Below are 24,320 nucleotides of genomic sequence, written 5' to 3'. Positions count from 1 at the left end.
CATGAACGGACAAGATCACGGCAAACATGGGCAAAAGATACGGTTGGCGCTATTTGCAGCGGTTATGGGCTTAACGGCTTGTGGGCCGATGCAGGCAAACTTCTATTCCGAGGCTGGATCAGATCTTGCAGAAGGTGGGTTTGGCAACTCCACCATGAACAACACCTTGCTTCAGTCGGGACAACGCGATTACGCGGTGTCATTGACCAATCGTTTTGCTTCGGACGTGCCCAACACGGTCAACTTTGCCTTCAACTCATCGGTCTTGGATGGGGCGGCGCAGGCAGCGTTGACACAACAGGCAGATTGGATCCGGCAGTTCCCCGAAGTGCGGTTCCGGGTTTATGGCCACACGGATCTGGTCGGCTCGCAGGCCTACAACAAAGCCTTGGGGTTGCGGCGCGCGCAGGCTGCAGTCAACTTTTTGACCGCGCATGGCATTTCGCGTTCGCGGTTGGAAGCGGTCGTATCTTATGGCAAGACGCAGCCTCTGGTCTATACGCAGGCCCCCGAGGAACGAAACCGCCGCACCGTAACCGAGGTGTCGGGTTTTGTGAAAAACCATCCCTCAGTGCTTAACGGCAAATACGCGCAAGTCATATTCCGCGAATATGTCGAGAGCGCGGCCTGGCAACACCCGGGAACGCAGGTTGGGGGCACGGTCATTTCTGGTGGTGGCTGATTGCCCGCTATTTTTGACGTTATTCAGGACGGCCTTCGGAAACGGGGGCCGTCTATTTTGTTTCATCGTCTCTTATTACCGTATAATTGGAGTCTTTTGGCCCCAATGTCGCCAAGATTGCAAGCGACGTTGACCATCGGCAGTAGTGGCGCGACATTCGAATCGCGCCCAGGTCATGGGATACAAGCCTGAGATGAGAAATTTGAAAGATACCGATCAGGACGATGACCGCAACCCGCGGACAGAAGGACGTGAGGCAATGAGCACAGTAGTATTGTTGAAACCGGAACCTGCACCCATCGTCGCATGCACGATTTCACGCGACGTCGCAAACTTCGATCTTCTGATCGAGGATATGGAGGCCGAGCTCGGCGAAAGCTGGGGCGACCTTACCTTTGGCGATGCGGCTATCTTTCTGTCGCAACCCGAGGCTGACACGCTGGAATTTGTTGCCATCGCCGTGAACAGCGAAGATGAAAACGACCTTACCCGGATTTCGTCGATCATCACCACCGCCAAGGAAAAAGGCATCCGCGTGATCCTGATCGCAGAAGAGGTTAGCCCCATTGCGCTACACCAACTGTTGCGTCTTGGGGCGGATGACTTTGTACCCTACCCCCTGCCAGAGGGTGCATTGCACGAAGCGATTGAACGTTTGGCGCATGTCGACGTGATCGGGGCCACAAACGTGAACCCGTTGCTACATGCGGGCAGCGCCCCCGTAACAGAGTTCAAGGCAACGGGCGGCAAGGATGGCACGGTGCTGCCGGTCCACGGGCTGGCAGGCGGCACCGGGGCGACAACATTTGCCGTGAACCTGGCATGGGAACTGGCAAATGTGGAAAAAAAGGGGGGGCCACGCGTTTGCCTGCTCGATTTTGACTTTCAGTATGGCTCTGCGTCCACTTATCTGGATCTTCCCCGTCGTGAAGCGGTGTTTGACCTGCTTCAGGATACCGGGCACATGGATGCCGACATCTTCAGCCAGGCATTGCTGACCTTCAACGACCGCCTACATGTGCTGACAGCACCGGCAGACATGCTGCCTTTGGACATCGTCAGTGGCGAAGACATCAACCGTGTCATTGACATGGCCCGCGCCAATTTTGATTTCGTGGTCATCGACATGCCGTCGACCGTCGTCCAATGGACCGAGGCAGTTCTAAGCCAGGCGCATATCTATTTTGCCATGCTGGAACTGGACATGCGGTCGGCACAAAACGCCTTGCGGATGATTCGGGCGCTAAAGAGTGAGGGGCTTCCGCTGGAAAAACTGCGCTATGTGTTGAACCGCGCCCCAAAATTTACCGATCTGACCGGCAAGTCGCGCGTGCGGCGTCTGGCGGAAAGCCTTGATATTGCGATTGAATTGCAGCTTGCCGATGGTGGAAAGCAGATCACACAGGCCAACGATCACGGCCAGCCACTGGCCAAAACCGCAGCCAAAGCCCCCCTGCGCAAAGAAATCCAGAAACTTGCAAAGTCTCTTTATGACTTGAACCGTGCCGCCGAAACCGCCCGCGGCTAAGGAGTAATCTATGTTCTCGCGCTACAAAAAGTCTGCCGCGACAACGCCAAAGGGCGCGCCGTCGCAACCGTTGGGGCAGGTAATGCCCAACCCCAACACGGCAGCCGCTGACGGGAACAAAACACTTGTGCAGCGCCGCGTGCAACCTGCCCAGGACGCTACGGCAACGGCGGCGGCAGAAAAAGAAAGAAAACGCAAAGAGAAGATGAGCGAGCTGAAGCTCGAACTTCACAAGCGCCTTTTGGACAACCTCAATCTTGCGGCGTTGGAACATGCGACCGAGGGTGACCTCAAAACTGAAATCTCGGCCATCTCAACCGAAGCCCTGACGGAAATGTCGGTCGTGCTGAACGCGACGGACCGCGCCACGCTTAATCAGGAACTCTACGACGAGGTGATGGGGCTTGGCCCACTGGAACCGCTGCTGAAAGACGATACCGTAAACGATATTCTGGTGAATGGTCCGCAGCAGATCTTTGTGGAACGGGCCGGCAAACTGATGTTGACCGACACAACCTTCAAGGATGAAAAGCACCTGCTGCGGATCATCGACAAGATCGTGTCGGCGGTCGGCAGACGGGTCGATGAATCCAACCCTTATGTTGATGCGCGTCTGGCCGACGGGTCGCGTTTCAACGCGATGGTGCCCCCGATCGCCGTAGACGGCAGCCTTGTTTCCATTCGGAAATTCAAGAAAGACAAGCTGGGTATCGACGATCTGGTGCGGTTTGGCGCCTTTACCGAAGAAATGGCCGCCTATATTCAGGCCGCCGTTTCAACCCGGCTGAACATTATCGTCTCTGGCGGGACCGGCTCGGGGAAAACAACGACGTTGAATGCGCTGTCATCGTTTATCGACAATGCCGAACGCATCCTGACCATCGAAGACACTGCCGAACTTCAACTACAGCAGGTTCATGTGGGCCGGATGGAAAGCCGACCCGCGAACGTAGAGGGCAAAGGCGCAGTGACCCAGCGTGACTGCCTGCGTAACGCCTTGCGGATGCGCCCGGATCGGATCATCGTTGGCGAAACCCGCGGCGAAGAAGTGATCGACATGCTTCAGGCAATGAACACCGGCCATGATGGGTCGATGACCACCATTCACGCCAACTCTGCGCGTGATGGTATCTCGCGTCTGGAAAACATGATCGCCATGTCCGGCATCGAAATGCCGATCAAGGCGGTGCGCAGTCAGATCGCCTCGGCTGTGAACCTGATCGTGCAGGCCTCGCGTTTGCAAGATGGTTCACGCCGAATGACCTCAATCACCGAGATTACCGGCATGGAGGGTGACGTGATCTCGATGCAAGAGATATTCAAATACGAACGTCTCGGGCTTTCGCCGGACGGCACGATCATCGGCCGTTTTACCGCAACCGGGGTCCGGTCGCATTTTTCGGACCGGTTCCGGCAATGGGGCTTTGATCTGCCCGCCTCAATCTATGAACCCGTGGAAGGTTAAGCCATGATCATCAGCCCGACGCCCATTATTTACGGCCTGATCTTTGTGGCCGTGTTGCTTTTGGTCGAAGGCATCTATCTGCTGGTTTTCGGCAAGTCGATCTCGCTCAACTCCAAGGTCAACCGGCGGCTGGATCTGTTGGAAAAGGGTGGACGCCGCGAACAGGTGTTGGAACAGCTTCGCAAAGAGGCCACCCAGCACATGAAATCGCGCGGGATTCCACTGTACTCAATCCTGGCCGAAAAGGCGCAAAAGGCCAACATCGCCTTTTCTCCGATGGCACTCGTGGCGGTGATGGTGCTGGTTTCGATGGTTGCGTTCCTGGGCCTGTCCATCGGCACTGCGGCGGCTGCGCCGGTGCGGGCGGCGTTGGCGGTGTTCATGGGGATTGGCGGGGTTTATTTCTGGGTCAACAGCAAGGCCAAGAAGCGCATGGCGATGGTGGAAGAACAACTTCCCGATGCGATTGAGCTGATGGTGCGGTCTTTGCGGGTGGGCAACCCGTTTTCATCAGCCATCCAGATCGTCGCAAAAGAGGTCCCAGACCCGCTGGGTTCTGAATTCGGGATCATCGCTGACGAAGCCGCCTATGGCCGCAACGTAGCAGACAGCCTTCGCGACCTGTCCGACCGTCTGGACATGCAGGATTTGCGGTTTTTGGCGGTGGCCGTGTCGATCCAGCAGCAATCTGGCGGCAATCTGGCCGAGATTCTGGACGGTTTGGCCAAGGTGATCCGGTCACGCTTTCGTCTGTTTCGCCGTGTGAAGGCAATCACCGCAGAGGCAAAATGGTCGGGTGTGTTTCTTTCCGGCTTCCCGTTGGCGGTTCTGGTCATCATCCAGGTGGTATCGCCAGACTATTACGACGGCGTGAAAGACACGCCTGCCTTCGTTCCTGCCGCGTTGGTCGTCTTTGCCCTTTTGGGGGCCAACATGATGTTTATGAAGGCCATGACCAACATCAAGGTCTAAGGATAATCAATGGAACTCTTTGCGGCGCTGAACCAGACATTGATTACGACATTGGGGCCTTTGGGCCCGGTCATTGCGCTGGCCGGAATTGGCATCACCCTGATTGCGGCAACGCTGCCCTTCATGCTGAAAAAACGCCCCGATCCGTTGGACCGGTTGCGGATCAGCGCTGGTTACGCCCCGGCAGAGCCCAAATCTGTTGAGAGTGACAAGGCTAAAAAGCTGCGCATGTCGGCCGGCTCGGACAAGCTGGACAAATACGCCGGTTTTCTGGAACCGCAAAACGAAGAAGAAATGAGCGCCTCTCGCTTGCATCTGACGCGCGCGGGTTACCGAGGGCGCAACGCGGTGCGCACATTCCACGCCGTTCAGTTTGCCCTGGGTCTGGTGATGTTGGTGCTAGGGGTCGCCTATACGATCTTTGCATCTGCCACAGGCGAAGTGTCAGGATTACAAATGGTTCTGTTCGTGCTGCTTCCCGGCTGCGTGGGCTACTACATGCCGAAATACTGGGTCGATAGCCGCGTCAAAAGCCGCACTGCCGAAATTCAGAATGGCTTTCCCGATAGTCTTGATATGTTGTTGGTCTGCGTCGAGGCGGGCCAGTCGCTGGATCAGGGCATCATCCGCGTGTCAAAGGAGCTGCGCGGAGGCTATCCCGCGCTGGCCGAGGAATATGAGACGGTCAGCCACGAAATCAAAGCCGGCAAGGAAAAATCCGCCGTTCTACGCGCCTTTGGCGACCGCTCTGGCGTGCAGGATGTTGCCTCGTTTGTCACCGTGATGATCCAATCGCAGCAATTTGGCACCTCTATCGCTGAGGCGCTGCGCGTCTATGCCGCCGAAATGCGTGACAAACGCGTCATGCGCGCCGAAGAGGCCGCCAACAAGATCCCCACCAAGATGACGCTGGGCACAATGATGTTTACCGTGCCGCCATTGCTGGTCATCCTTGTTGGCCCGTCAGTTCACGGTATGCTAGAGACGTTTAAAACCATCGGGCAATGATCTGATGACCGTCATGTCTTTCGGCCGCTATCTGGGCGCATCTTTGGTGGTAATTTTGCTCGCTGCCTGTTCCACGGGTGCTTTGCACGCCGAAAAGGGGTCTCCTTATGCGCCCGGCACCGCGAAGGGGCAGGCCGTTGATGGGCTTATGGTGGGGCATCGGCTGATGGCGGCGGGTGAGTATGAACTTGCGCTTAAGGCGTATTATCGTGGGGCCGCCGAACAAGGGGCAACCGTCGATGTGTTGTCCGCAATCGGGTCGGCAAATCTTCATCTGGGGCGGTTGGGGCAGGCCGAACAGATGTTGCGGCACGCAATCGAAAAGGACCAAAGCTTCGTTCCTGCCTGGAATAACCTTGGCGTCGTACTGATGGAGCAGGGCCACGTCGCAGAGGCCGCAAAGGTGTTTCAGACCGCCTATGCGCTTGATAGTGGCCAATCGGACGACATTCGCAAAAATCTGCGCCTTGCGCTCGCAAAACAACAAAAACCCGATTATGCTGAAGCCGAGGACAAGAATTTCTCGCTGGTGAGGCGCGGGAACGGGCAATATCTGCTGCTCACCAAGCTATAATAACCCAACGCGCAAGCGGCGGGTCGAGGCAAACGAGCAAAGGACGCAAAACATGCGCCACCCGGTTCTTTTCGCGCTCTGCATCGGCAGTGCGTTTGCGCTGAGCGCCTGTCAGAAATCTTCCGACGCAGAAGTGGCGCGCGCCATGCAAAGCGTCAACGCGATTGACGAAACCAATCTTTCGGACGTAATGCTGACAGTTGGCGATCCGAAAGAGGCGGTGAATTACTTCAAACGTTCATCCGAACAAAAACCCGACCGGATCGACCTCAGGCGCGGCTTGGCGAAATCACTGGTGCGTGCCAAACAGCCCGAGCAAGCCGCCGTAGTTTGGGCCGCCGTTGTCGCGATGCCCGGCGCAACCGATGATGATCGCGTTGGGCAGGCCGACGCGCTGATCCGCGCTAACGACTGGAAAGGCGCAGAAACCGTGCTGAACCAGATCCCGCCCACCCATGAAACCTATCAACGATATCGGCTTGAAGCGATGGTCGCGGATTCCAACAAAAGTTGGAAGAAAGCCGATAGTTTCTATGAAATCGCTGCCGGTCTGACCACAACACCCGCTGGCGTGTTGAATAACTGGGGTTATTCCAAACTGACGCGTGGCGATTACAAGGGCGCTGAAAAGCTGTTCGCGGAATCGCTGACCTACGACGCGAACCTGTTCACCGCCAAAAACAATCTGGTATTGTCGCGCGCGGCACAGCGCAAATATGACCTGCCGGTGATCGCGATGACCCAACCCGAGCGGGCGCAGCTATTATACACGGCAGCGCTTTCAGCGATAAAACAGGGCGATGTGAACATCGGACGCGGTCTTTTGCAGGATGCTGTCGACACCCATCCGCAGTACTTCGACGAGGCGTCGCGCGCATTGGCTGCCCTTGATGCCAATGTCGCCAAGGGCTAGGCGATGCTGGGTCTGACCCCGTCGCAATCGGCGCTTGTACTGCTGTTATTTATCACACCGGTCTGTGCGTGGGTCGTCTGGTCTGACCTCAAGACGATGAAAATACCCAACCGCGCCGTCTATGCGCTGGTGGGGGTGTTTTTTCTGGTGGGGCCTTTTGTCCTGCCGCTGGATGTCTGGGCGTGGCGCCTGGTGCACCTGCCGATTATCCTGATGCTGGGGTTCGTGCTGAACGCGACGCTGCATTTCGGGGCGGGCGACGCCAAGTTTGCAGCGGCCGCAGCGCCATTTTTCTCTAGTAATTATAGCCACTTAAACCTAACGATTGTGCTGTTGGCCGCTTTTCTTTTAGGGGCATTCACTGCCCATCGGCTGATCCGCGCCATACCCGCCGCGCGTGCCATGGCGCCCGATTGGGTATCATGGCAGCGCGCCGATTTTCCAATGGGGCTCGCGCTTGTTGGCACGCTTTGGGCCTATCTGGCGATCATCACCAGCGCTGGCTGAGCCGTTTTCGGCGGGCACCCCTACCCTTTCGTGGGTTTCAACAAGATATAGGTTTCGGTGCGCCGCTCTTCGGTCAGGTGCCAGCCGGCATCATCCAGCGCTTTCAACATGCCGGTTCGCATGCTTCCTCCTGTGGGGCATAGTGGCACCAGAACGTGGTCTGCGGCCTCAATTCCGGCCACCCCCCCGTAATACCAGGGCGCACCGCCCCTGACCGGCAGGAAATCACCATATAGCCAAAGCGCCGAAAACAGGTCCGCCACCAGCACCTGGCTATGACGATAACCCGATGCCATCAGATCGGCTGTTGCCGTTTCAAACCACGCGTTATACCCGCCGATCAATTCGCAGTCCGCCAGAACTTCGCCGTTCAGCTTGGCCGGGTCAGCCCGATCCGAACGCGAGGCAAAGGTGGCATAGGCCGAACCGGGCTCATCACCCGCACGTTGCGTCGCCACGCGATAAAGCCGCGCCTCTTGCACCAGCAAATCCGCGTGTTTGGGCCGCGCTGACAAAAGCGCCACGGCCTTTTCTTCGGGCATGAAAAAATGCCGAAACGGGCTGAATGCCAGGTTAAGCACCGAGGCCGCCCCCAGCGTCAGCGCCATAACCCCGGTGACCATCAGCGCATTGCGCATCGACCAGCCAAACGCATTGCTGACCCCCGCATCCGGGCGCAACGAAAAGGCAAACAGCGCCAGCATCAAGAGCCACTGCGGGTCATTGCCGAAATTCTGCCATGTCACATAAATAAACCCCGGCGTCAGAAACAGCAGCACCATCCCCTCGACCATCCGCCCCGATTGGCGCAAGAATATCACGGTGGCCAATAACGCGAATGTCCCCGCTATGAATCCAGGTCCACCCATAACCGCGGTCAGAGGCTGCCCGGGTTCAGGCCGAATACTAGATCCAGACACCTGCGCAAGATCGCGTAGATAGGCCAGCCAAAACCCTGCCCCCAGTGCAAACGTGACTATTGCCGCAACCAGCAGCCCCGACAATAGCGCCGCAACTATCATCCGCCCCTGCCGCCGCGCCAGTAGCGCGATTAGTACCGCGGGCGCGAAAGCTACAAAATACGTCACCTTGACCAGCACCAGCGCCGCCATCGCCAACCCGATCAACGCGCCATCCAGCCAGGGCCGCACCCGCCCGATCGGTGCCAATAGCGCCAGCGGTATGGCAATATAGGCCAGCGCCCAGGCCCAGCGGTTGTAATGCATGGAAATTGAAACGCTGGCATCGGCCTCGCCATGCACCAGCGCCACACAAAGAACCATGATGTAGCCGCCAAAAAGCAGCGCCCAGACCCCGGTAAACCGCGAGGACGCCACCCGCATCGCAGGCAACAGGAGCACCACAGCCACCGCCATTTGTGCCGCGAAAAACGCATGTCCAATACCCAGGCCCGCCTCGACAAAGGCCGCAATCGGCCAGAGCGCCAAAACACCAATCGGGGTCATGAAATCCAGATGAGGCCATTGCCCGGCCTCAGCCATGCGCAAGACCATGTCGGCCAGGTGCAGCGTGTCGCCCTCATGCTTGCCAAGGTAGAGCGCGCCTTTAAGGAAATTCATCCCGCCCAGCACTGCCAGCAGCCCCAGCATCACCGCCGCCAGCAGCCACGGGTTGACCGCGCCTTTGTTTGCCTCACGCATCCTTGCCTCTTCGTTTAATTTCCATTTTTTGGCCACAATAGCTACGCATGGTCATCCCAAGAAACCCCGTAGTGCCGAATTGTGCGTTTGCAATGACATGATCGGGGCATTGATGACAAATTTGGCGAGGAACGCGGGCAATGAACATGATGGCGCAAAACGTGTTGGCCCCGGTGCCCCCGAAAACATTGGACGAAGTGGGTATTTCCGTGGTGATGCTGCGTGACATCCTGCTGAAAACGATGTTTCGCACCAATATGGACACCGCGTCGGGGTTGGCGCGGCTTTTGGCGCTACCGTTGCCGCTGGCGCAAGAATTGATCGACCTGGCCCGCAGCCAGCGCTTGCTGGAAGCGACAGGCACTCTTCATGCCAATTCGGGCGGGGAAATGGGCTATCAACTGGCCGATGCGGGCAAGGCGCGCGCGCTGGATGCCCTGTCACAATCGGAGTATTACGGCGCCGTTCCGGTGCCGTTGAACGCCTACCGCACGCAGATTGAGCGCCAGTCAATTCGCAACATCCAGTTGACACGCGATCAGCTAAGCGCCGCCATGGGGCATCTTGTGCTGCCCCCGGCGCTTTTGGGCAACCTGGGGCCTGCGGTGTCATCCGGGCGCTCGATCCTGATGTATGGCCCGCCGGGTAACGGTAAATCCTCCATCTCGAACGGGATCCGCGACGCCTTGGGCGACAAGATCTTTATCCCCCGCGCTGTCGAATATGCCGGCCAGATCATCACCGTCTATGACCCTATCGTGCATTCTGCTGCGACCGAGTCGGTCGATGATCCGACCGCCCTGCGCAAATCGGGCAATCGGTTTGACAACCGCTACGTCTATTGCGACCGCCCCACGGTCATCACCGGGGGCGAGTTATCCTTGGAGATGCTGGACCTGACCTACAACCCCACCGCGCGTACCTATACCGCGCCCTTGCAAATGAAATCTTCAGGCGGGGTATTCATCGTCGATGACCTTGGCCGTCAGGCCGAACCGCCGCAGAAACTGGTCAACCGCTGGATCGTGCCGCTGGAAGAAAACCGCGATATCCTTGCCCTGCAATCGGGTGAGAAATTCGAGGTGCCCTTCGACACGCTGGTAATCTTTTCAACCAACTTCCACCCCAATACCATCTTCGACAAGGCCGCCTTGCGTCGGATCTTCTTCAAGATCAAAATCGACGGCCCTAATCAGCAGGATTTCCTCAAGATTTTCCAACTGGTCGCGCGGAAGAAAAAGATGCCGCTTTCGGAATCTGCATTGGTGCATCTGCTGAAGGTCAAATACCCCACCATTGACAATATCTACGCCAACTATCAGCCGATCTTCCTGATCGACCAGATGATCGCCATCTGCGAGTTTGAAGGCATCCCCTATCAAATGACCCCTGAATTGATCGACCGCGCCTGGGCCAACATGTTTGTGGCCGAGGAAGCGATTGAGCACTGACGCCCGGCGCAAGTCGGGGATTTGGGGTAAAATGAGTATTTAGGCCAAAAAAAAGCAGCGGAGGCTTGTTTTGGCCCAGAACACGTCCTGAAAAAAACGTTGGCGCCAGACAGGAGGGGCTAAACCGTAAGCCCGTCAGGCTCGGGCAGGCGATTGGCGCGGCAGCAAGCGGTAACCGTATTGGCCAGAAGGCAGGCAATTGTCATCGGCCCCACCCCACCCGGCACCGGGGTTATTGCGCCCGCCACAGCCGCGGCCGAGGCAAAGTCCACATCGCCCACCAGCGTGGTCTTGCCATTGCGGGTGATCCGGTTGATGCCCACGTCGATGATCGTGGCACCGGGGCGAACATGCTCTGCGGTTATCATTTCGGGGCGACCCACTGCGGCGACCAGAATATCGGCACCCCGGCAGACTGCCGCCAGATCCCTGGTGCGTGAATGTGCGATGGTCACGGTGCAGCTTTCGCCCAGCAGCAGTTGCGCCATCGGTTTACCCACAATGTTGCTGCGCCCCACCACGACTGCATTCAACCCCGAGAGATTTCCAAGGTGGTGTCGCAACATCATCAGGCAGCCCAGCGGTGTGCAGGGCACCATGCTTTTCTGCCCGGTCCCGAGGAGCCCGACGTTCGAAATGTGAAATCCGTCGACGTCTTTGGCCGGGTCAATCGCATTGATCACGAGGTCTGAATTCAGCTGTGCCGGCAGCGGAAGCTGCACCAGGACACCATGCACGGCGGGATCCGCGTTCAGCCGCGCGATCAGGGCCAGAAGGTCGCGCTCGGAGATGTCCGCGGGCAGTTTATGTTCGAAACTGGCCATTCCGACCTCAAGCGTTTGCTTGCCTTTGTTGCGCACATAGACTTCGGACGCGGGATCCTGTCCCACCAGCACAACCGCCAGACCCGGTGTAATTCCATGGTCGGCCGCCAACCGCGCTACATGAGCGGCAACCTTTTCGCGGATACGAAGCGCGAACGCCTTGCCGTCGATTACCGTGGCACTCATGCGTTATTTCCTTTGCCCAAAACCTGTTCTTCGCGCTCAATCGACCATTCGATCAACTGCCGCCATAGGGCATCGACCAAATCGGGGTCAAGCCTGTGTGCCTGTGCCGAGGCGCGCACGTTGGCCACCACCTCTTCGACCCGCGTGGTGATTCGTGCGGGCATACCCTCGCCCGGTTTCAAATCTATTGCGCGGTCGATAAGCACAGCCCTGTCGGCCAGAAGAGCCACGATGCGCGCGTCCAATGCGTCGATCTGCGTGCGCAGTTCGGCCATGCAGGCGATATGGTCGGGCGATGTCATGGAAGCCCCCTCCGATTACTTTGGCACGGTTTCGGCACGCGAAATCACGCCACCCTATCGCAGGATTTTGGCCTAGGCTCAACCCCGGCCAAAGCCTAGAACAAGCCTTCCACGTCGCCCGATTTATTCAGCCCGATCGTCTCGGCGCTGGGGGTGCGCGGCAGACCGGGCATGGTCATGATTTCGCCACAGATCACCACGACAAAGCCCGCCCCCGCTGACAGTCGCACCTCGCGTATCGGCAGGGTGTGACCGGTGGGCGCGCCGCGCAAGGCGGGGTCGGTGCTGAATGAGTATTGCGTTTTTGCCATGCAGACCGGCAGATGGCCGTAGCCGGCCGCCTCCCAGGCGTGCAGCTGATCGCGGACCGCTTTGTCAGCGATCACCTCGCCCGCGTGATAGATGCGCCGCGCGATAGTGTCGATCTTGTCAAATAACCCCATCTCATCGGGGTAGAGCGGCGCAAAATTGCCCTGACTGCTATCAACCAGCGCCACGACTTTTTGCGCCAGATCCTCGGCCCCTGCCCCGCCTTTGGCCCAGTGATGGCACAAGACCGCCTCGGCGCCTTGCTGGGCGACGTATTCCCTGACGGCGGCAATCTCGGCCTTGGTATCGGTGGTGAAATGATTGATCGCCACCAGAACCGGCACCCCAAACCCTTTGGTATTGGCGATATGGCGGCCCAGATTGGGGCATCCTTTGATAACCGCGCCTACGTTTTCCAGACCAAGATCGGCCTTTGCCACACCGCCGTTCATTTTCATGGCGCGCACGGTTGCAACGATCACCGCCGCTGCTGGTTGCAGACCCGCCTTTCGGCATTTGATGTCAAAGAATTTCTCGGCCCCTAAATCAGCCCCGAAACCCGCCTCGGTGACAACATAGTCGGCCAGTTTCAGCGCCGTTTGCGTTGCCACGACACTGTTGCAACCATGCGCGATATTGGCAAATGGTCCGCCATGCACGAAGGCGGGGGTATTTTCCAGCGTCTGCACCAAATTCGGCTGAAGCGCGTCGCGCAGCAATACAGTCATCGCACCATCTGCCTTCAGATCACGGCAATAAATGGGCGCCTTGTCGCGGCTGTAGGCCACGACGATGTCACCCAGGCGCTTTTGCAAGTCTTTCAAATCCCTGGAAAGGCACAAGATTGCCATGACCTCTGAGGCCACGGTGATGTCAAATCCGGTCTGGCGTGGAAAACCGTTCATCACGCCGCCAAGCCCCACAACGATATCGCGTAACGCGCGGTCGTTCATATCCATCACGCGGCGCCAGACAATCCGGCGGTCGTCAATCTCCAGGCTGTTCCCCCAGTAGATATGGTTGTCAATCATCGCTGAAAGCAGGTTGTGCGCGCTGGTTATGGCGTGAAAATCGCCGGTGAAATGCAGGTTCATTTCCTCCATCGGCACGATCTGGGCGTGGCCACCGCCTGCCGCGCCGCCTTTCATCCCGAAGTTTGGCCCAAGGCTCGCCTCGCGGATGCAGATCGCCGTGCGCTTGCCTATCCGTGACAGTGCATCGCCCAGGCCGACGGTTGTCGTGGTCTTGCCCTCGCCCGCGGGTGTCGGGTTGATCGCGGTCACAAGGATGAGTTTGCCGTCAGGACGCGCCCCGAGCCCCGAGATGAAATCACGATCAAGTTTGGCCCTGTCGCGCCCGTAGGGAATCAGGGCCGTTTCCGGGATGCCAAGCTTTGCAGCGATTTCAGGCATTGGAAGCTTTTTAGCGGTGCGGGCAATTTCGATATCGGTTTTGACGGTCATGGCAGTCCCTCGCGAAGGCTGATGCTTGGTTTTCAGGAAGCCTACCCGGTTCAACGTCATCGCGCTGCAAAATTACGACAAATAGCGTGCCGCCTGCGCGGCTTAGTCTGCGCGCGCAGCGGCCAGATGTGGCCAGACCGGCTGATCGGGGACATGCAGGCGAACGGTATCGCCCAGGCACAGCGCGCCTTCGCGCTCGACCCATGCGGTAACGCCGCGCCGTGCGGTTGCGGCCGGCTTGAAACGCGCACCAAAGCCGGGGCGATGTGTCTCGATGACCCGCGAAACCAGCGTGCAGGGGCGGTTCTCCATATCAACCACCAGCGTCACCCCATCCGCCACTTGCAGCCGCGAAGAGGGCGGCAATTGTGTCAACGCGGGCAACCCGCGCAACACCACCGTCGCCCCTAGCCATTCAGGGGCAAGCGTTTCCAACCCCATCTCGGCAGCGATGGCGATCAATTCCTCCTCCGATATGATCGACATTTGGCGCGTGTTGCGAATGGTTGTCCCCAGCGGATATTGCTGCGTCATGCGTGAACATGATGGCCGCGTCATCCCAGCGTGATCTTCGCCCTCGGGCCCGTCAAAACTGCACCAAAGCCGGTCAACAGGAACCGACGCCAACGCGGTTTCACGTTTGATGACCCGCCCCAGCCAAACCACGCTGGCGCTGAATTTCGTGGCTAAAAGCGCGGGCATCAAGACACCGTCACGGTAAAGAACACACGGCGAAACGGGAACAAGACCGCACCATCGGGCTCTGTTGGGTAGGCCGCTGCCAGGGCGGCATCGTAGCGGTTTGTGAATTCGGCCAACTCGGGCGCGGACAATGGTTCCAGAAACGGGCGCATCGCCGTGCTTTCAGTAAAGCGACGCACCGGGTGCGCGTCCTTGTCAGGCTCCAGCCGGTGCACATAGTCGGTTTCCCAAACGTCTGCCTGGCCCAACGGTGCCAGCAAGCGGTGATACTCGACCGCGCTATTCACCGGCGGCTGCCAGCCGGTGAAATCAAATCGGTCAGGAAACATCTCAGCCGCAAAATCCCGTAAAAACCGATGCGAAGGCGCCCCAAACTGGCGCGGCATCTGCACTGCCAACGTGCCGCCGGGCGCCACGAAGCTGGCCAGACGGGGCAACAAGACCTCATGCCCGCTCAGCCAATGCAGCATCGCGTTGGAAAAGATCAGCGCCACAGGTTTTGCAGGTTCCCACGTCGCCACATCGGCCGAAAGGCAACGTTTATAAGCGCCCGTCGCGGCTGCAGCGGCCAACATCGCAGGCGAAGCATCAAGCCCGATCAACCTATGCCCGGAAAAACGCTTGGCCAACGCGGCCCCTACCGCCCCATTGCCGCATCCAAGGTCAATCACATCCCCCTTGGGTAGCGCAGGCACGCGGGTCAGCAGATCCAGCGCGGGGCGCAGCCGCAAGCCCCGAAACCGGGAATAGATTTCGGGGCTCCAGTCGGGCTTGCTCATCAGCGCCTCAAACCGAGGGTTCAGGCTCGGCGCCCTTCGGGGCAGCCGGTTTTGTTTTGGGGACCGCCGAAACCGAAGGCACGTTGCCAGAAGGCGGCGTCATGTCATCGCCCCCGATTGCCTCGCCACGCACGATCCGGCGGATTTCCTCGCCAGTCAGGGTTTCATATTCCAAAAGACCCTGTGCAAGCCGCTCAAACTCGACCGATTTTTCCTCAAGAACCTTGTAGGCCAAGGCATAGCCTTCGTCGATCAGGTCCTTGACCTCTTGCTCTATCAACTCTTTGGTTGAGGCAGATACCGAGAACCCCCCGGTATTTCCGGAATAGCCCTCATGCGCCTCGGCATAATCTACTGCGCCGACCTTGTCGGACATGCCCCAGCGCATCACCATTGCCCGCGCCAGCCCCGAGGCCTGCTGGATGTCGCCCGCAGGGCCGTTCGACACACCTTCCTCACCATATTTGATGATTTCGGCGGCCTTGCCGGCCATGGTCATGGCGATGCGTTGTTTGGCCTCGTCCTTGTGCATGTTCAGCCGGTCCATTTCGGGCAGACTGACCACCATTCCCAAGGCGCCGCCGCGTGGAATGATCGTGGCTTTGTAGACCGGGTCGCATTTCGGCATCGCCATGCCAACGATGGCGTGGCCGGCCTCGTGGTAGGCGGTCTTTTCCTTTTGCTCGGGCGTCAGAACCATGCTGCGGCGTTCAACCCCCAGCATCACCTTGTCCTTGGCAGACTCGAAATCTTCCATCGTCACGAAACGGCGGCCCACACGGGCGGCCATCAGCGCGGCCTCATTGACCAGGTTGGCAAGGTCCGCCCCCGAAAAACCGGGGGTTCCGCGCGCAATCAGGCGCAATTCAACGTCCGGGCCCTGCGGCACCTTGCGGGCGTGAACGTTCAGAATTTTTTCACGACCTTTGATGTCGGGGTTCGGAACGTGGATTTGGCGATCAAAACGGCCCGGCCGCAGCAACGCCGGGTCCAGTACATCGCGGCGGTTGGTTGCGGCGATGATGATGATACCCTCGTTGGCCTCAAACCCGTCCATTTCCACCAGTAGCTGGTTCAGCGTCTGTTCACGCTCATCATTGCCCCCGCCGATGCCTACGCCGCGCGAACGGCCCACGGCGTCAATCTCGTCGATAAAGACGATGCAGGGGGCGTTTTTCTTGGCCTGCTCAAACATGTCGCGCACACGCGATGCGCCGACACCCACGAACATTTCCACAAAATCCGATCCCGAGATGGTAAAGAAGGGCACCCCCGCCTCGCCCGCAATCGCGCGCGCCAGCAGCGTTTTACCGGTGCCCGGCGGGCCAACCAGCAGCGCGCCCTTGGGAATTTTACCGCCAAGACGGCTAAACTTTTGCGGGTTGCGCAAAAACTCGACAATCTCTTCCAGCTCTTCCTTGGCCTCGTCGATGCCGGCCACATCGTCAAAGGTCACGCGGCCATGCTTTTCCGTCAGCAGTTTGGCGCGCGACTTGCCAAAACCCATCGCGCCGCCTTTGCCGCCGCCCTGCATTCGGTTCATGAAGAAGATCCAGATCCCGATCAGCACAAGGAACGGTAGCCACACGCCCAGCAGCGACATGAAGCCCGACTGTTCCTGCCGTTCAACCCGAACCTCAACATTCTTGGCGATAAGCCGGTCCGAAATATCGTCGCTGGCGGGTTTGATCGTTGTATACTGCGTGTTGTCCTTGCCGACGAAGGTCACCACCTCGCCATCCAGTTTAACGCTGGCAACATCGCCCTTGTCGACACGGCTGATAAAGTCCGAATAGCTGACCGAACGCGCATTCACCGCACTTTGACCATCACCAAACAGGTTGAACAGCGCCAGTATCAACAGGAACAGCACAGCCCAGAAGGCAAGATTGCGTGCATTACCCAAGAGGAATCCTCCAATATCCAATTGGCGCCGCGACAGAGTCGGGCACCTGTTGATCTGAAAATAGGCATTCAGCGCGCAGGTTCAATGCGATAAAAGCGCAGAAAGGAAATCATCTGCCCCACCGCGCCCCCCATGGCCAAGTTCCGCCGACCAATTCTGCCCCATTCCGGCAAGCGGCGCGGCCACCAATTCCCCCTCGCGCCACACTGCCGGATCGGCCAACAGCGCCGCACGCGGGCGGGGCTGGCTGCGCCAATTTGGGCAAAGTCGCAAACCGACGTCACCCAACGCCCTGATTTCGCATCGTTTCTCATCAGGCCCGGTCAACCGCCACCGCCCATCCCAAAGCGCGCCGGGCGCTGCGCGACAGTTTGCAACGGCCACCGGCTCGCGGCAGATGCGAAACCAAGGCCCCTCTTGCAGCACAAGGCAACCATGCAGCGTGGCCGTGCCCCCGGCCAGAATGGTTTTGATCAAATCGGCAAGCGGCGCTGCGCGGGGCGCGTAATCAGCCGAGGCCACCCAGCGCAGCCCTTGCGCCAGAAGGCGGCGGCGCAGTTCGGGCGGATGGCTGGCAAAGCCGGCGCGATCAAACAGCAGATCGCCCACCTCAACCCGCAAGATCTGCTGCGCGGCGATGTAGGTGGCGCGCGCAACCACCTCGCGCACCTCGCGCAGATGCGCCGTCACATCCGCAATCCCGCCAACGCTGATCCCCAAGGGGGCCAGCGCGGTCAGCACGGCACGGGCGCGAACACGGTCATAGCTGGGGTCGTCATTGCTGGGGTCTTCGGCCCATTGCGCACCCAAGTCGCGCAAAAACGCGCGCAGATCGGCGCGCGGTGCCGCCAAAAGCGGGCGCAGCCACAGTGCCCCCCAAGCTGCTCGTTCAGTCGCCATTGCAGACAGCCCGTCCAGCCCGGCACCGCGCGCCAGCCGCATCAGAAAGGTTTCGGCCTGATCGTCGGCAGTATGACCCAACGCTACCGCCTCGACATCATGGGCGCGGGCCCAGTCTGCCATCAGCGTATAGCGGGCGCGCCGGGCCGCATCGGACAGGTTTCCGCGCCCGTCCCAGCCCTGCCAGCGCAGTGTTTCATGCGGCACGCCAAGGCCGGCACAAAGCTGCGCCACCGCAGCCGCCTCTGACGCGGCTTCCGGGCGCAAACCGTGATCTACCGTCACCGCATTAAGCGCCGGTCGGTCAGGTTGGGCGGCCAGAAGGTGCAAAAGTGCGACAGAATCGCCCCCCCCGGAAACCGCGACGCCCAGCCGGGAAAACCGACCGGGCGCAACTACCGCACGGATCTGCGCCGTCAGGTCCGAAAAACGCCCGCCGCTGCCCGTCACTGACAGCCAAGCGCGCGCATCGAGGCCCCCGCCTCGATCATCGCCGGGGCTTGCGGGAACCGCACACCCACCTCGGCCAGGGTCGCGCAGGCCTCTTGTTTCTGGCCCAGATTGCCCAGCGATTTGCCAAGGTTCAGCAGGTTGTCAGGCGCACGCACACCGTTGGGCGCGGCTGAAAACGCATCCAGAAACGCCCGCGCGGCCTTGGCCTCTTCGCCCGCTTGACGCAGCGCATCGGCGCGCAGATACATCGCCTCTTCGCTTAGCGCACCGCCCGGATAGGTTTCGGCATAGGCCGCAAAGAGGTCAGCGGCGCCGCGAAAGTCACCTTGACCGAGCACCTCCTTGGCCCGGTCAAAATCTGCCTGCTCATTCATTGCCATGGCCGGCCCGGCCGAGGGTATGGGGGCAGCAGGTGCCGCGACGGACCCACCACCGCCCAAGGGCGGCGTGGTGCCAATGGCCGCGATGTCGCAGCCGGGCTCCAGTTCGCACAGGCGGAATTCCAGATCGCCCAACCGGTTGGTGCCATCAGACACCACCCGGTTGATCCGGTTTTCCAACCCTTCGGCCTGCGCGGTCAGCCGCGCCAGCGCCGCCTCCATCGTATCCATCCGCTCAAGGGCCGATGCCCCGCCTGCCGCCTGCATCCCCGATTGCCCCGACGCCACCAATTCGCCGCGCAAGCCCTGAATCTGCGCCGACAACTGGCCCAGCTCTACCCGGATATCGGCAAGCGACTGGTCTTGCGCCAGCGCCGGTGAGGCCGCCAGCAGCCCCAGTGCCAAAACCAACCCTCGCATCCTGCGCATCTTAGCTGCCCGCACCCAGCGAAATCACCGTAACCGCGCGGCGGTTCTTGGAATAGCACTCTTCGGTCGAACACACCTCAAGCGGGCGTTCCTTGCCATAGGACACGGTGCGCAGCCGCCCCGAAGCAACCCCTTGCGATACAAGGAATTCCTGCGCGGCGTTGGCCCGGCGCGCGCCCAGGGCAAGGTTATATTCGCGGGTGCCCTGTTCGTCGGCGTGCCCTTCGATGATGGCCGAATACTGACTGTTGGCCATCAGCCACTGCGCCTGACCGTTCAGAATGCCGCGTGCTTCGGGCGATAGGGTGGACTGGTCAATAGCGAACAACACCTTGTCACCAATGGTCTGGCTGAAATAGGCCGGGCTGCGCGGGTCGCTGGCACTGCCAAGCGCTGATTGATCAATCCCGCCGGGCCCAAAGGCGCCATCACCACCTGCGCCACCGGCGCCATAACGGTTGGGGTTGTTACAAGCCGCAAGGGCCAGCGCCGATACAATCAAAAGCGCCTTGGGAAGAAGGGTCATGGTGCTACCGCCTTTTTGTTTTACTGGCCCGGGTTTTGTCTTGGCCCGGTGCCACATACTCTAACAGTTTGTTCCGGCTTTGGGAATCGCCCACCTTACGGCAACAGCGGCGACCAGGCCGGGTCCGAGGCCGCGCCGGGTGTCGGAACCACCCTGAGGTTCCGCCCCGAAATGTCGACCGAATATAGCTGCGCCCCACCACTGGCCCCGGCGGTTTCGCGCGTGAACATGATTACCCGGCCATTCGGTGACCAGGTTGGCCCCTCGTCAAGAAACGAGGTCGTGAGCAGCCGCTGTTCAGACCCGTCGGTCCGCATCACCCCAATATGGAACTTGCCCTGAAGCTGCATCGTGAAGGCAATCAGATCGCCACGCGGCGACCAGACCGGGGTGCCGTAGCGTGCCCGCTCATACCCCGCCTGCGGAAATGAAATCCGCGTTGCCTCGCCACCACCGGCGGGCATGACGTAAAGTTGCTGGGTGCCCGAGCGGTCCGATTCAAACACGATGCGGCTGCCGTCAGGGGAATAGGAGGGTGCCGTTTCGATCGCCGGGGTATTGGTCAGCCGCGATGGCGCGCCGCCGCCCACCCCCATCCGCCAGATGTCGGTATTGCCGCCCTGCTCAAGCGAATAGACGATAGAGCCGCCATCTGGTGAAAAGCGCGGCGCGAAGGTCATGGTGCCGGGCTGCTCGGGCAACAGTGTCGCCGCGACCGAGGCCACGTCCAGCAGCTTGATCCGCGGAAAGCCGGTCTCATAGGTGGTATAGATTACCTTGTCCCCGGCATAGCTGAAGCGCGGCGCCAGCACGATGGTGCTGCTGTCGGTCAGATACTGCACATTGGCGCCGTCATAATCCATCACCGCAAGGCGCTTTTGACGCGCGTTCTTTGGCCCGGATTCCGAGACGAACACCACACGGCTGTCAAAATAGCCGCCCTCGCCGGTGATCCGGGAATAGGCGGTGTCGGCCACCTTGTGGGCCAGCCTGCGCCAGCTTCCGGTCGAGGCGGCAAGCTGCTGCCCCTCGCCCAGTTGCTGGCCGGAATAGACGTCATAAAGCCGGAATTTCACCGTTACCCGCCCACCGGAAACGGCCACAGCCCCGGTAATCACCGCCTGCGCGTTGATCGCCTTCCAATCGGCGTAGGCCAGTGGCGCGTCAAAACTGCTGACCCGGCTGATGTGGGCGCTTTCAGGAATTTCCCGAAAGAGGCCGGTGCCCGAAAGGTCAGCGGCGATTACCTGGCTGATATCGGCAGCATATTGGCCCGCCTCGGCGGTTTCGGCCACAAATCGGGGCAGCGCATAGGGCAACGGCTCAATCACGCCATCAGTGATTTCAATCCGCAGCGGCCCGCTTTGGGCATGGGCCGCCGGGGCAAAAGGCAGTGTCACGACCGCAAGGGCCAAGGCAAACCTCACAAAACGAAACATCATAACCGTCCCTCGCATCGGGTTTTGTTGGTTGTAGCGGATTTCGGCGGCAATGGGCATCACTTCATCCTCATCTTTTCGGGGTTGAAGACGATCTCGATTTCGCGCCATTGATCGTACTTGTCTGCGGGCAACGGAAAGCCGTCTGACCCGCAGCGCACAATCGCCCGGCGCCCGGCCTCATAGGCCTGTTTTGCAGACGCCTCGGACCCGCCCTCATAGCCGATCTGCCGGATCGAGTTGATGTCAGGCGTGCCATCAGGGTTCATTTTCACGCTCAACGTAACAACGGTGCGCAGCGCCTCGGTCGACAGCGCGCCGACGTTCCAGCAGGCTTTCACATCGACAATCAACGCGTCTTTTTCGCCCGACGTCATCGGCGGGCCCGAGGCCGCGCGCCCCACGCCGCCGCTGCCCTCGGCCTGCGAGGGCGCGGGGTCGCCCGCCAAAGCCTCGGCCAGCGCATCATTGACGGAATCCGACTGCGGCTTGGCAGGTTGGGCAGGTTTTGCTGTTTCGGTTGGCTTGTCAGCGGGGGCGGGCTTTTTGGGCCGCGCCTTTGGCCGGGCAGACGTCGCCGGTGCCGAGGATTCGGGCTTGTCGGTGGTTTCCGTCGCCTCGGTCACGATTTCGGTCGTGGTTTCGGGCGGGGCGGCCTCTTCCTTTGGAGGCTCCACCACCGGGGCGGGGTCGGGGGTCTCTTCGGGCTTGGTTTCGGTCATGGCGGTGTCAGAAACACGCGCATCGGGGGCGGGCGCCTCGGCGGGCGTTGGCGCGACGCGGGGCGCGGGCTTTGGTTTCGGGCGCGGGCTGATCTGGGTCAGAACGGTTTGCGAAGGTTCCTCGACCGGCGGCATCGGCTGTATCGGCGGGGTATCGGTCACGTCAGCCACCGGCGGGGTGGTCAGATCGGTCAGATCCGGCTGCGGCTCGGGGGTGGGTTCGGGCGTGGGCAGGGCCTCGGCCTGCGGCGGCTGGGTCACCTCGGGTTCGGGCGTTGGCGCAGGTGCCACCTCGGCGGGGGCCTCGGGCATGACCATTTCGGCAGCGGGCTGATCTGATGCCTTGGGCGCGGCCGCCACCATCGCGTCAAACTGCGATTGCGACATCACCGCCACTTCGGTCATCTGCACGGGGTCATGCGCCTTTGGCTTGAACCAATAGCCGCCAAAGGCCACCCAGACGATCAGCCCCAGATGGAGCCCCGCCGAAATGCCCGTGCCGATCTTATCCGCCCGGTTCATGGACATGGCGCTAATTGCCCGCCCCTTGGGTGCCATCCAACGCAGGCCCGCCCGTGTCCGTCACCAGCACGATGTTGGAGAACCCGCCCGCGTTAAGCGCGCCCATCACCTGCACGACCCGCGCATATTCAATCGCGCCATCCGCCCGCAGATAAATCTTGTCACTGCTGCGCTCTGCCGCAATCGCGCGCAGGCGGTTGACCAGATCGGCTGCGGGAACCTCGGTGTTCATGATCGCCACCACACCGTCAACGGTCAGCGAAATGGTCAGCGGCTCTTCCTGCTCGGTCGGCAGCGATTGTGCGGCGGTCTTGGGCAGCTCCAGCGGCACCCCGACCGTCATCAGCGGCGCGGCCACCATGAAGATGATCAGCAGCACCAGTGCCACGTCGACAAACGGTGTGACGTTGATCTCGCTCATCGCGGCATGCTTGCCGCGCGCGCCACGGCGGCGACGCCCCCCCCCACCGGATTTTCTCATGACCCCCGCGCCCATGGCTCAGGCGTCCAACTGGCGCGACAGGATCGTGGCAAACTCGTCCGCGAAAGCCTCATACCCCGAGGCGAGCCGGTCACTATCGGCCGACAGCTTGTTATAAAAAATCACCGCCGGAATAGCCGCCAAAAGGCCAAGCCCGGTGGCCATCAACGCCTCGGCAATCCCCGGCGCCACAACCGCAAGACTGGTGTTTTGCGATATGGCGATCTGCTCGAACGCCACCTTGATCCCCCAGACCGTTCCAAACAGCCCCACGAAAGGCGCGGTCGAGCCGACGGTCGCCAGAAACGGCAGCCCGGCACTAAGCTGTTCGGTTTCCTTGGCGATCGCCACATCCATTGATCGATCTATCCGCGCCTGCGCGCCTGCGATCAACTCGCCATCCTGCCGGTGGCTACGGCGCCATTCCAGCATTCCGGCCGCGAATATCCTTTGTGACGGGCCGTCAGGCGCCGGGCCGATCTGGTCAAACAATTCGTCCAGCGGCTCACCCGACCAGAACGCCCGGTCAAAGACCGAGGCTTCGGTTCGCGCAAAGCGGTAAGAGATGAATTTCTGGATGATGATCGACCATGACCAAAAGCTGGCCAGGATCAACAAAATCATCACCAGTTTCACGGTGAAAGAGGCGCGCGCAAAAAGCGCAAGCAAAGAGAAGTCAATCTCTTGCGCCATCGCAAGGGTCTGGGTGTCCATCTGTTACTGCTCGCCGGTTGGGCCACATTATCGTGGCTCTGATTAGCAGGCAAAATACACGAGGATCAGGGCGAAGCCAACACATCTGCGTTATAATGTGGCCGCAAGCGCAATTCAGTGCAGATCTGGTGCCAGCTTGCGACGGATTTCGGCAGGAAGCCGCGCAACGGCACCGCTTTCTTGTAAACACACCAGCGTCACCTGCGCCGCAAATAGCGGCTGATTGTCGCGCAGCACCTCTTGCGCCAGCACGATCCGCGCGCCGGTCTGCATCAATAGCCGGGTTGTCACGATCAACTCATCATCAAACCGCGCCGGTTTCAGATAGTCCGCCTCAACACGCCGCACGGCAAAAACGATGCCATGATCGCGCTTCAATGCCACCTGATCGACACCCAGCCCCCGGACCCATTCACTGCGCCCGCGCTCGATGAATTTCAGGTAATTGGCATAGTAGACGATGCCGGCAAGGTCGGTATCCTCGTAATAGACGCGGATCGGGAAACCATGGGTCATGGCGCG

Annotated in this window: 24 protein-coding genes; 9 read left to right on the top strand and 15 right to left on the bottom strand. The window is 60.1% G+C overall.

Annotated elements, in window-relative coordinates:
* Position 1 precedes the first annotated feature (1 nt).
* From ACM62R_RS07945 to ACM62R_RS07910, 8 genes are all read left to right on the top strand, one after another.
* The gene (locus ACM62R_RS07945; protein ID WP_415183523.1) at positions 2 to 682 is read left to right on the top strand and encodes an OmpA family protein; all 681 of its coding nucleotides are present in this window, start codon (positions 2 to 4) and stop codon (positions 680 to 682) included.
* Between the two features lie 259 nt (positions 683 to 941).
* Positions 942 to 2,210, top strand: coding sequence for an AAA family ATPase (locus tag ACM62R_RS07940; protein ID WP_415183522.1), 1,269 nt, complete (start codon positions 942 to 944; stop codon positions 2,208 to 2,210).
* A 10-nt stretch (positions 2,211 to 2,220) separates the two neighbouring features.
* Positions 2,221 to 3,675: a CpaF family protein gene (locus tag ACM62R_RS07935; RefSeq protein WP_415183521.1), complete on the top strand. Its 1,455-nt coding sequence runs from the start codon at positions 2,221 to 2,223 to the stop codon at positions 3,673 to 3,675.
* A gap of 3 nt (positions 3,676 to 3,678) precedes the next feature.
* Positions 3,679 to 4,647: a type II secretion system F family protein gene (locus ACM62R_RS07930; RefSeq protein WP_415183520.1), complete on the top strand. Its 969-nt coding sequence runs from the start codon at positions 3,679 to 3,681 to the stop codon at positions 4,645 to 4,647.
* 9 nt (positions 4,648 to 4,656) lie between these two features.
* The gene (locus ACM62R_RS07925) at positions 4,657 to 5,655 is read left to right on the top strand and encodes a type II secretion system F family protein (protein WP_415183519.1); all 999 of its coding nucleotides are present in this window, start codon (positions 4,657 to 4,659) and stop codon (positions 5,653 to 5,655) included.
* Positions 5,656 to 5,659: 4 nt separating this feature from the next.
* On the top strand, positions 5,660 to 6,229 hold the full coding sequence (locus ACM62R_RS07920; protein ID WP_415183518.1) for a tetratricopeptide repeat protein: 570 nt from the start codon (positions 5,660 to 5,662) through the stop codon (positions 6,227 to 6,229).
* Between the two features lie 52 nt (positions 6,230 to 6,281).
* Entirely contained in the window at positions 6,282 to 7,142 is an 861-nt protein-coding gene (locus ACM62R_RS07915; RefSeq protein ID WP_415183517.1) for a tetratricopeptide repeat protein, read from the top strand.
* 3 nt (positions 7,143 to 7,145) lie between these two features.
* On the top strand, positions 7,146 to 7,649 hold the full coding sequence (locus ACM62R_RS07910; protein ID WP_415183516.1) for a prepilin peptidase: 504 nt from the start codon (positions 7,146 to 7,148) through the stop codon (positions 7,647 to 7,649).
* A 20-nt stretch (positions 7,650 to 7,669) separates the two neighbouring features.
* On the opposite strand, the gene ACM62R_RS07905 is transcribed toward ACM62R_RS07910, so the two are convergent.
* Positions 7,670 to 9,310, bottom strand: a complete 1,641-nt coding sequence (locus tag ACM62R_RS07905) for a hypothetical protein (protein ID WP_415183515.1) — start codon at positions 9,308 to 9,310, stop codon at positions 7,670 to 7,672.
* Positions 9,311 to 9,450: 140 nt separating this feature from the next.
* Between ACM62R_RS07905 and ACM62R_RS07900 the strand changes: the two genes are divergently transcribed.
* On the top strand, positions 9,451 to 10,761 hold the full coding sequence (locus ACM62R_RS07900; protein ID WP_415183514.1) for an ATPase: 1,311 nt from the start codon (positions 9,451 to 9,453) through the stop codon (positions 10,759 to 10,761).
* A 119-nt stretch (positions 10,762 to 10,880) separates the two neighbouring features.
* Here ACM62R_RS07900 and folD read toward each other — a convergent pair whose 3' ends face one another.
* From folD to ybgC, 14 genes are all read right to left on the bottom strand, one after another.
* Positions 10,881 to 11,771, bottom strand: a complete 891-nt coding sequence (gene folD / locus ACM62R_RS07895) for a bifunctional methylenetetrahydrofolate dehydrogenase/methenyltetrahydrofolate cyclohydrolase FolD (RefSeq protein WP_415183513.1) — start codon at positions 11,769 to 11,771, stop codon at positions 10,881 to 10,883.
* Positions 11,768 to 12,073 (bottom strand): chorismate mutase, encoded by a 306-nt coding sequence (locus tag ACM62R_RS07890; protein ID WP_415183512.1) that lies wholly within the window; start codon positions 12,071 to 12,073, stop codon positions 11,768 to 11,770. The genes folD and ACM62R_RS07890 overlap by 4 nt, the downstream gene beginning before the upstream one ends.
* Positions 12,074 to 12,168: 95 nt before the next feature.
* Positions 12,169 to 13,845, bottom strand: a complete 1,677-nt coding sequence (locus ACM62R_RS07885) for a formate--tetrahydrofolate ligase (RefSeq protein ID WP_415183511.1) — start codon at positions 13,843 to 13,845, stop codon at positions 12,169 to 12,171.
* Between the two features lie 102 nt (positions 13,846 to 13,947).
* Positions 13,948 to 14,547, bottom strand: a complete 600-nt coding sequence (locus ACM62R_RS07880; RefSeq protein WP_415183510.1) for an MOSC domain-containing protein — start codon at positions 14,545 to 14,547, stop codon at positions 13,948 to 13,950.
* Entirely contained in the window at positions 14,547 to 15,326 is a 780-nt protein-coding gene (locus ACM62R_RS07875; protein WP_415183509.1) for a methyltransferase domain-containing protein, read from the bottom strand. Before ACM62R_RS07875 ends, ACM62R_RS07880 begins: the two co-directional genes overlap by 1 nt.
* A 7-nt stretch (positions 15,327 to 15,333) precedes the next feature.
* Entirely contained in the window at positions 15,334 to 17,232 is a 1,899-nt protein-coding gene (ftsH, locus tag ACM62R_RS07870; RefSeq protein WP_415183508.1) for an ATP-dependent zinc metalloprotease FtsH, read from the bottom strand.
* A gap of 81 nt (positions 17,233 to 17,313) precedes the next feature.
* Complete coding sequence (gene tilS / locus ACM62R_RS07865; RefSeq protein ID WP_415183563.1) at positions 17,314 to 18,552, bottom strand: tRNA lysidine(34) synthetase TilS; 1,239 nt, start codon at positions 18,550 to 18,552, stop codon at positions 17,314 to 17,316.
* Positions 18,553 to 18,578: 26 nt separating this feature from the next.
* Positions 18,579 to 19,385: a tol-pal system protein YbgF gene (ybgF, locus tag ACM62R_RS07860; protein ID WP_415183507.1), complete on the bottom strand. Its 807-nt coding sequence runs from the start codon at positions 19,383 to 19,385 to the stop codon at positions 18,579 to 18,581.
* 10 nt (positions 19,386 to 19,395) lie between these two features.
* Positions 19,396 to 19,920, bottom strand: coding sequence for a peptidoglycan-associated lipoprotein Pal (pal, locus tag ACM62R_RS07855; RefSeq protein WP_415183506.1), 525 nt, complete (start codon positions 19,918 to 19,920; stop codon positions 19,396 to 19,398).
* Positions 19,921 to 20,015: 95 nt separating this feature from the next.
* Positions 20,016 to 21,362 (bottom strand): Tol-Pal system beta propeller repeat protein TolB, encoded by a 1,347-nt coding sequence (tolB, locus tag ACM62R_RS07850; RefSeq protein ID WP_415183562.1) that lies wholly within the window; start codon positions 21,360 to 21,362, stop codon positions 20,016 to 20,018.
* A gap of 56 nt (positions 21,363 to 21,418) precedes the next feature.
* Entirely contained in the window at positions 21,419 to 22,603 is a 1,185-nt protein-coding gene (locus ACM62R_RS07845; RefSeq protein WP_415183505.1) for a cell envelope biogenesis protein TolA, read from the bottom strand.
* 10 nt (positions 22,604 to 22,613) lie between these two features.
* Positions 22,614 to 23,099, bottom strand: a complete 486-nt coding sequence (locus tag ACM62R_RS07840; RefSeq protein WP_415183504.1) for an ExbD/TolR family protein — start codon at positions 23,097 to 23,099, stop codon at positions 22,614 to 22,616.
* Positions 23,100 to 23,102: 3 nt separating this feature from the next.
* On the bottom strand, positions 23,103 to 23,798 hold the full coding sequence (tolQ, locus tag ACM62R_RS07835; RefSeq protein ID WP_415183503.1) for a protein TolQ: 696 nt from the start codon (positions 23,796 to 23,798) through the stop codon (positions 23,103 to 23,105).
* A gap of 114 nt (positions 23,799 to 23,912) precedes the next feature.
* Complete coding sequence (ybgC, locus tag ACM62R_RS07830; RefSeq protein WP_415183502.1) at positions 23,913 to 24,314, bottom strand: tol-pal system-associated acyl-CoA thioesterase; 402 nt, start codon at positions 24,312 to 24,314, stop codon at positions 23,913 to 23,915.
* Positions 24,315 to 24,320: the final 6 nt, after the last annotated feature.

The organism is Phaeovulum sp. (genome assembly GCF_047638075.1).
Taxonomy (GTDB): Bacteria; Pseudomonadota; Alphaproteobacteria; order Rhodobacterales; family Rhodobacteraceae; genus UBA6197.
Note: the sequence above shows the minus strand (reverse complement) of the source record. Positions and strands in the feature narration are given on the sequence as shown.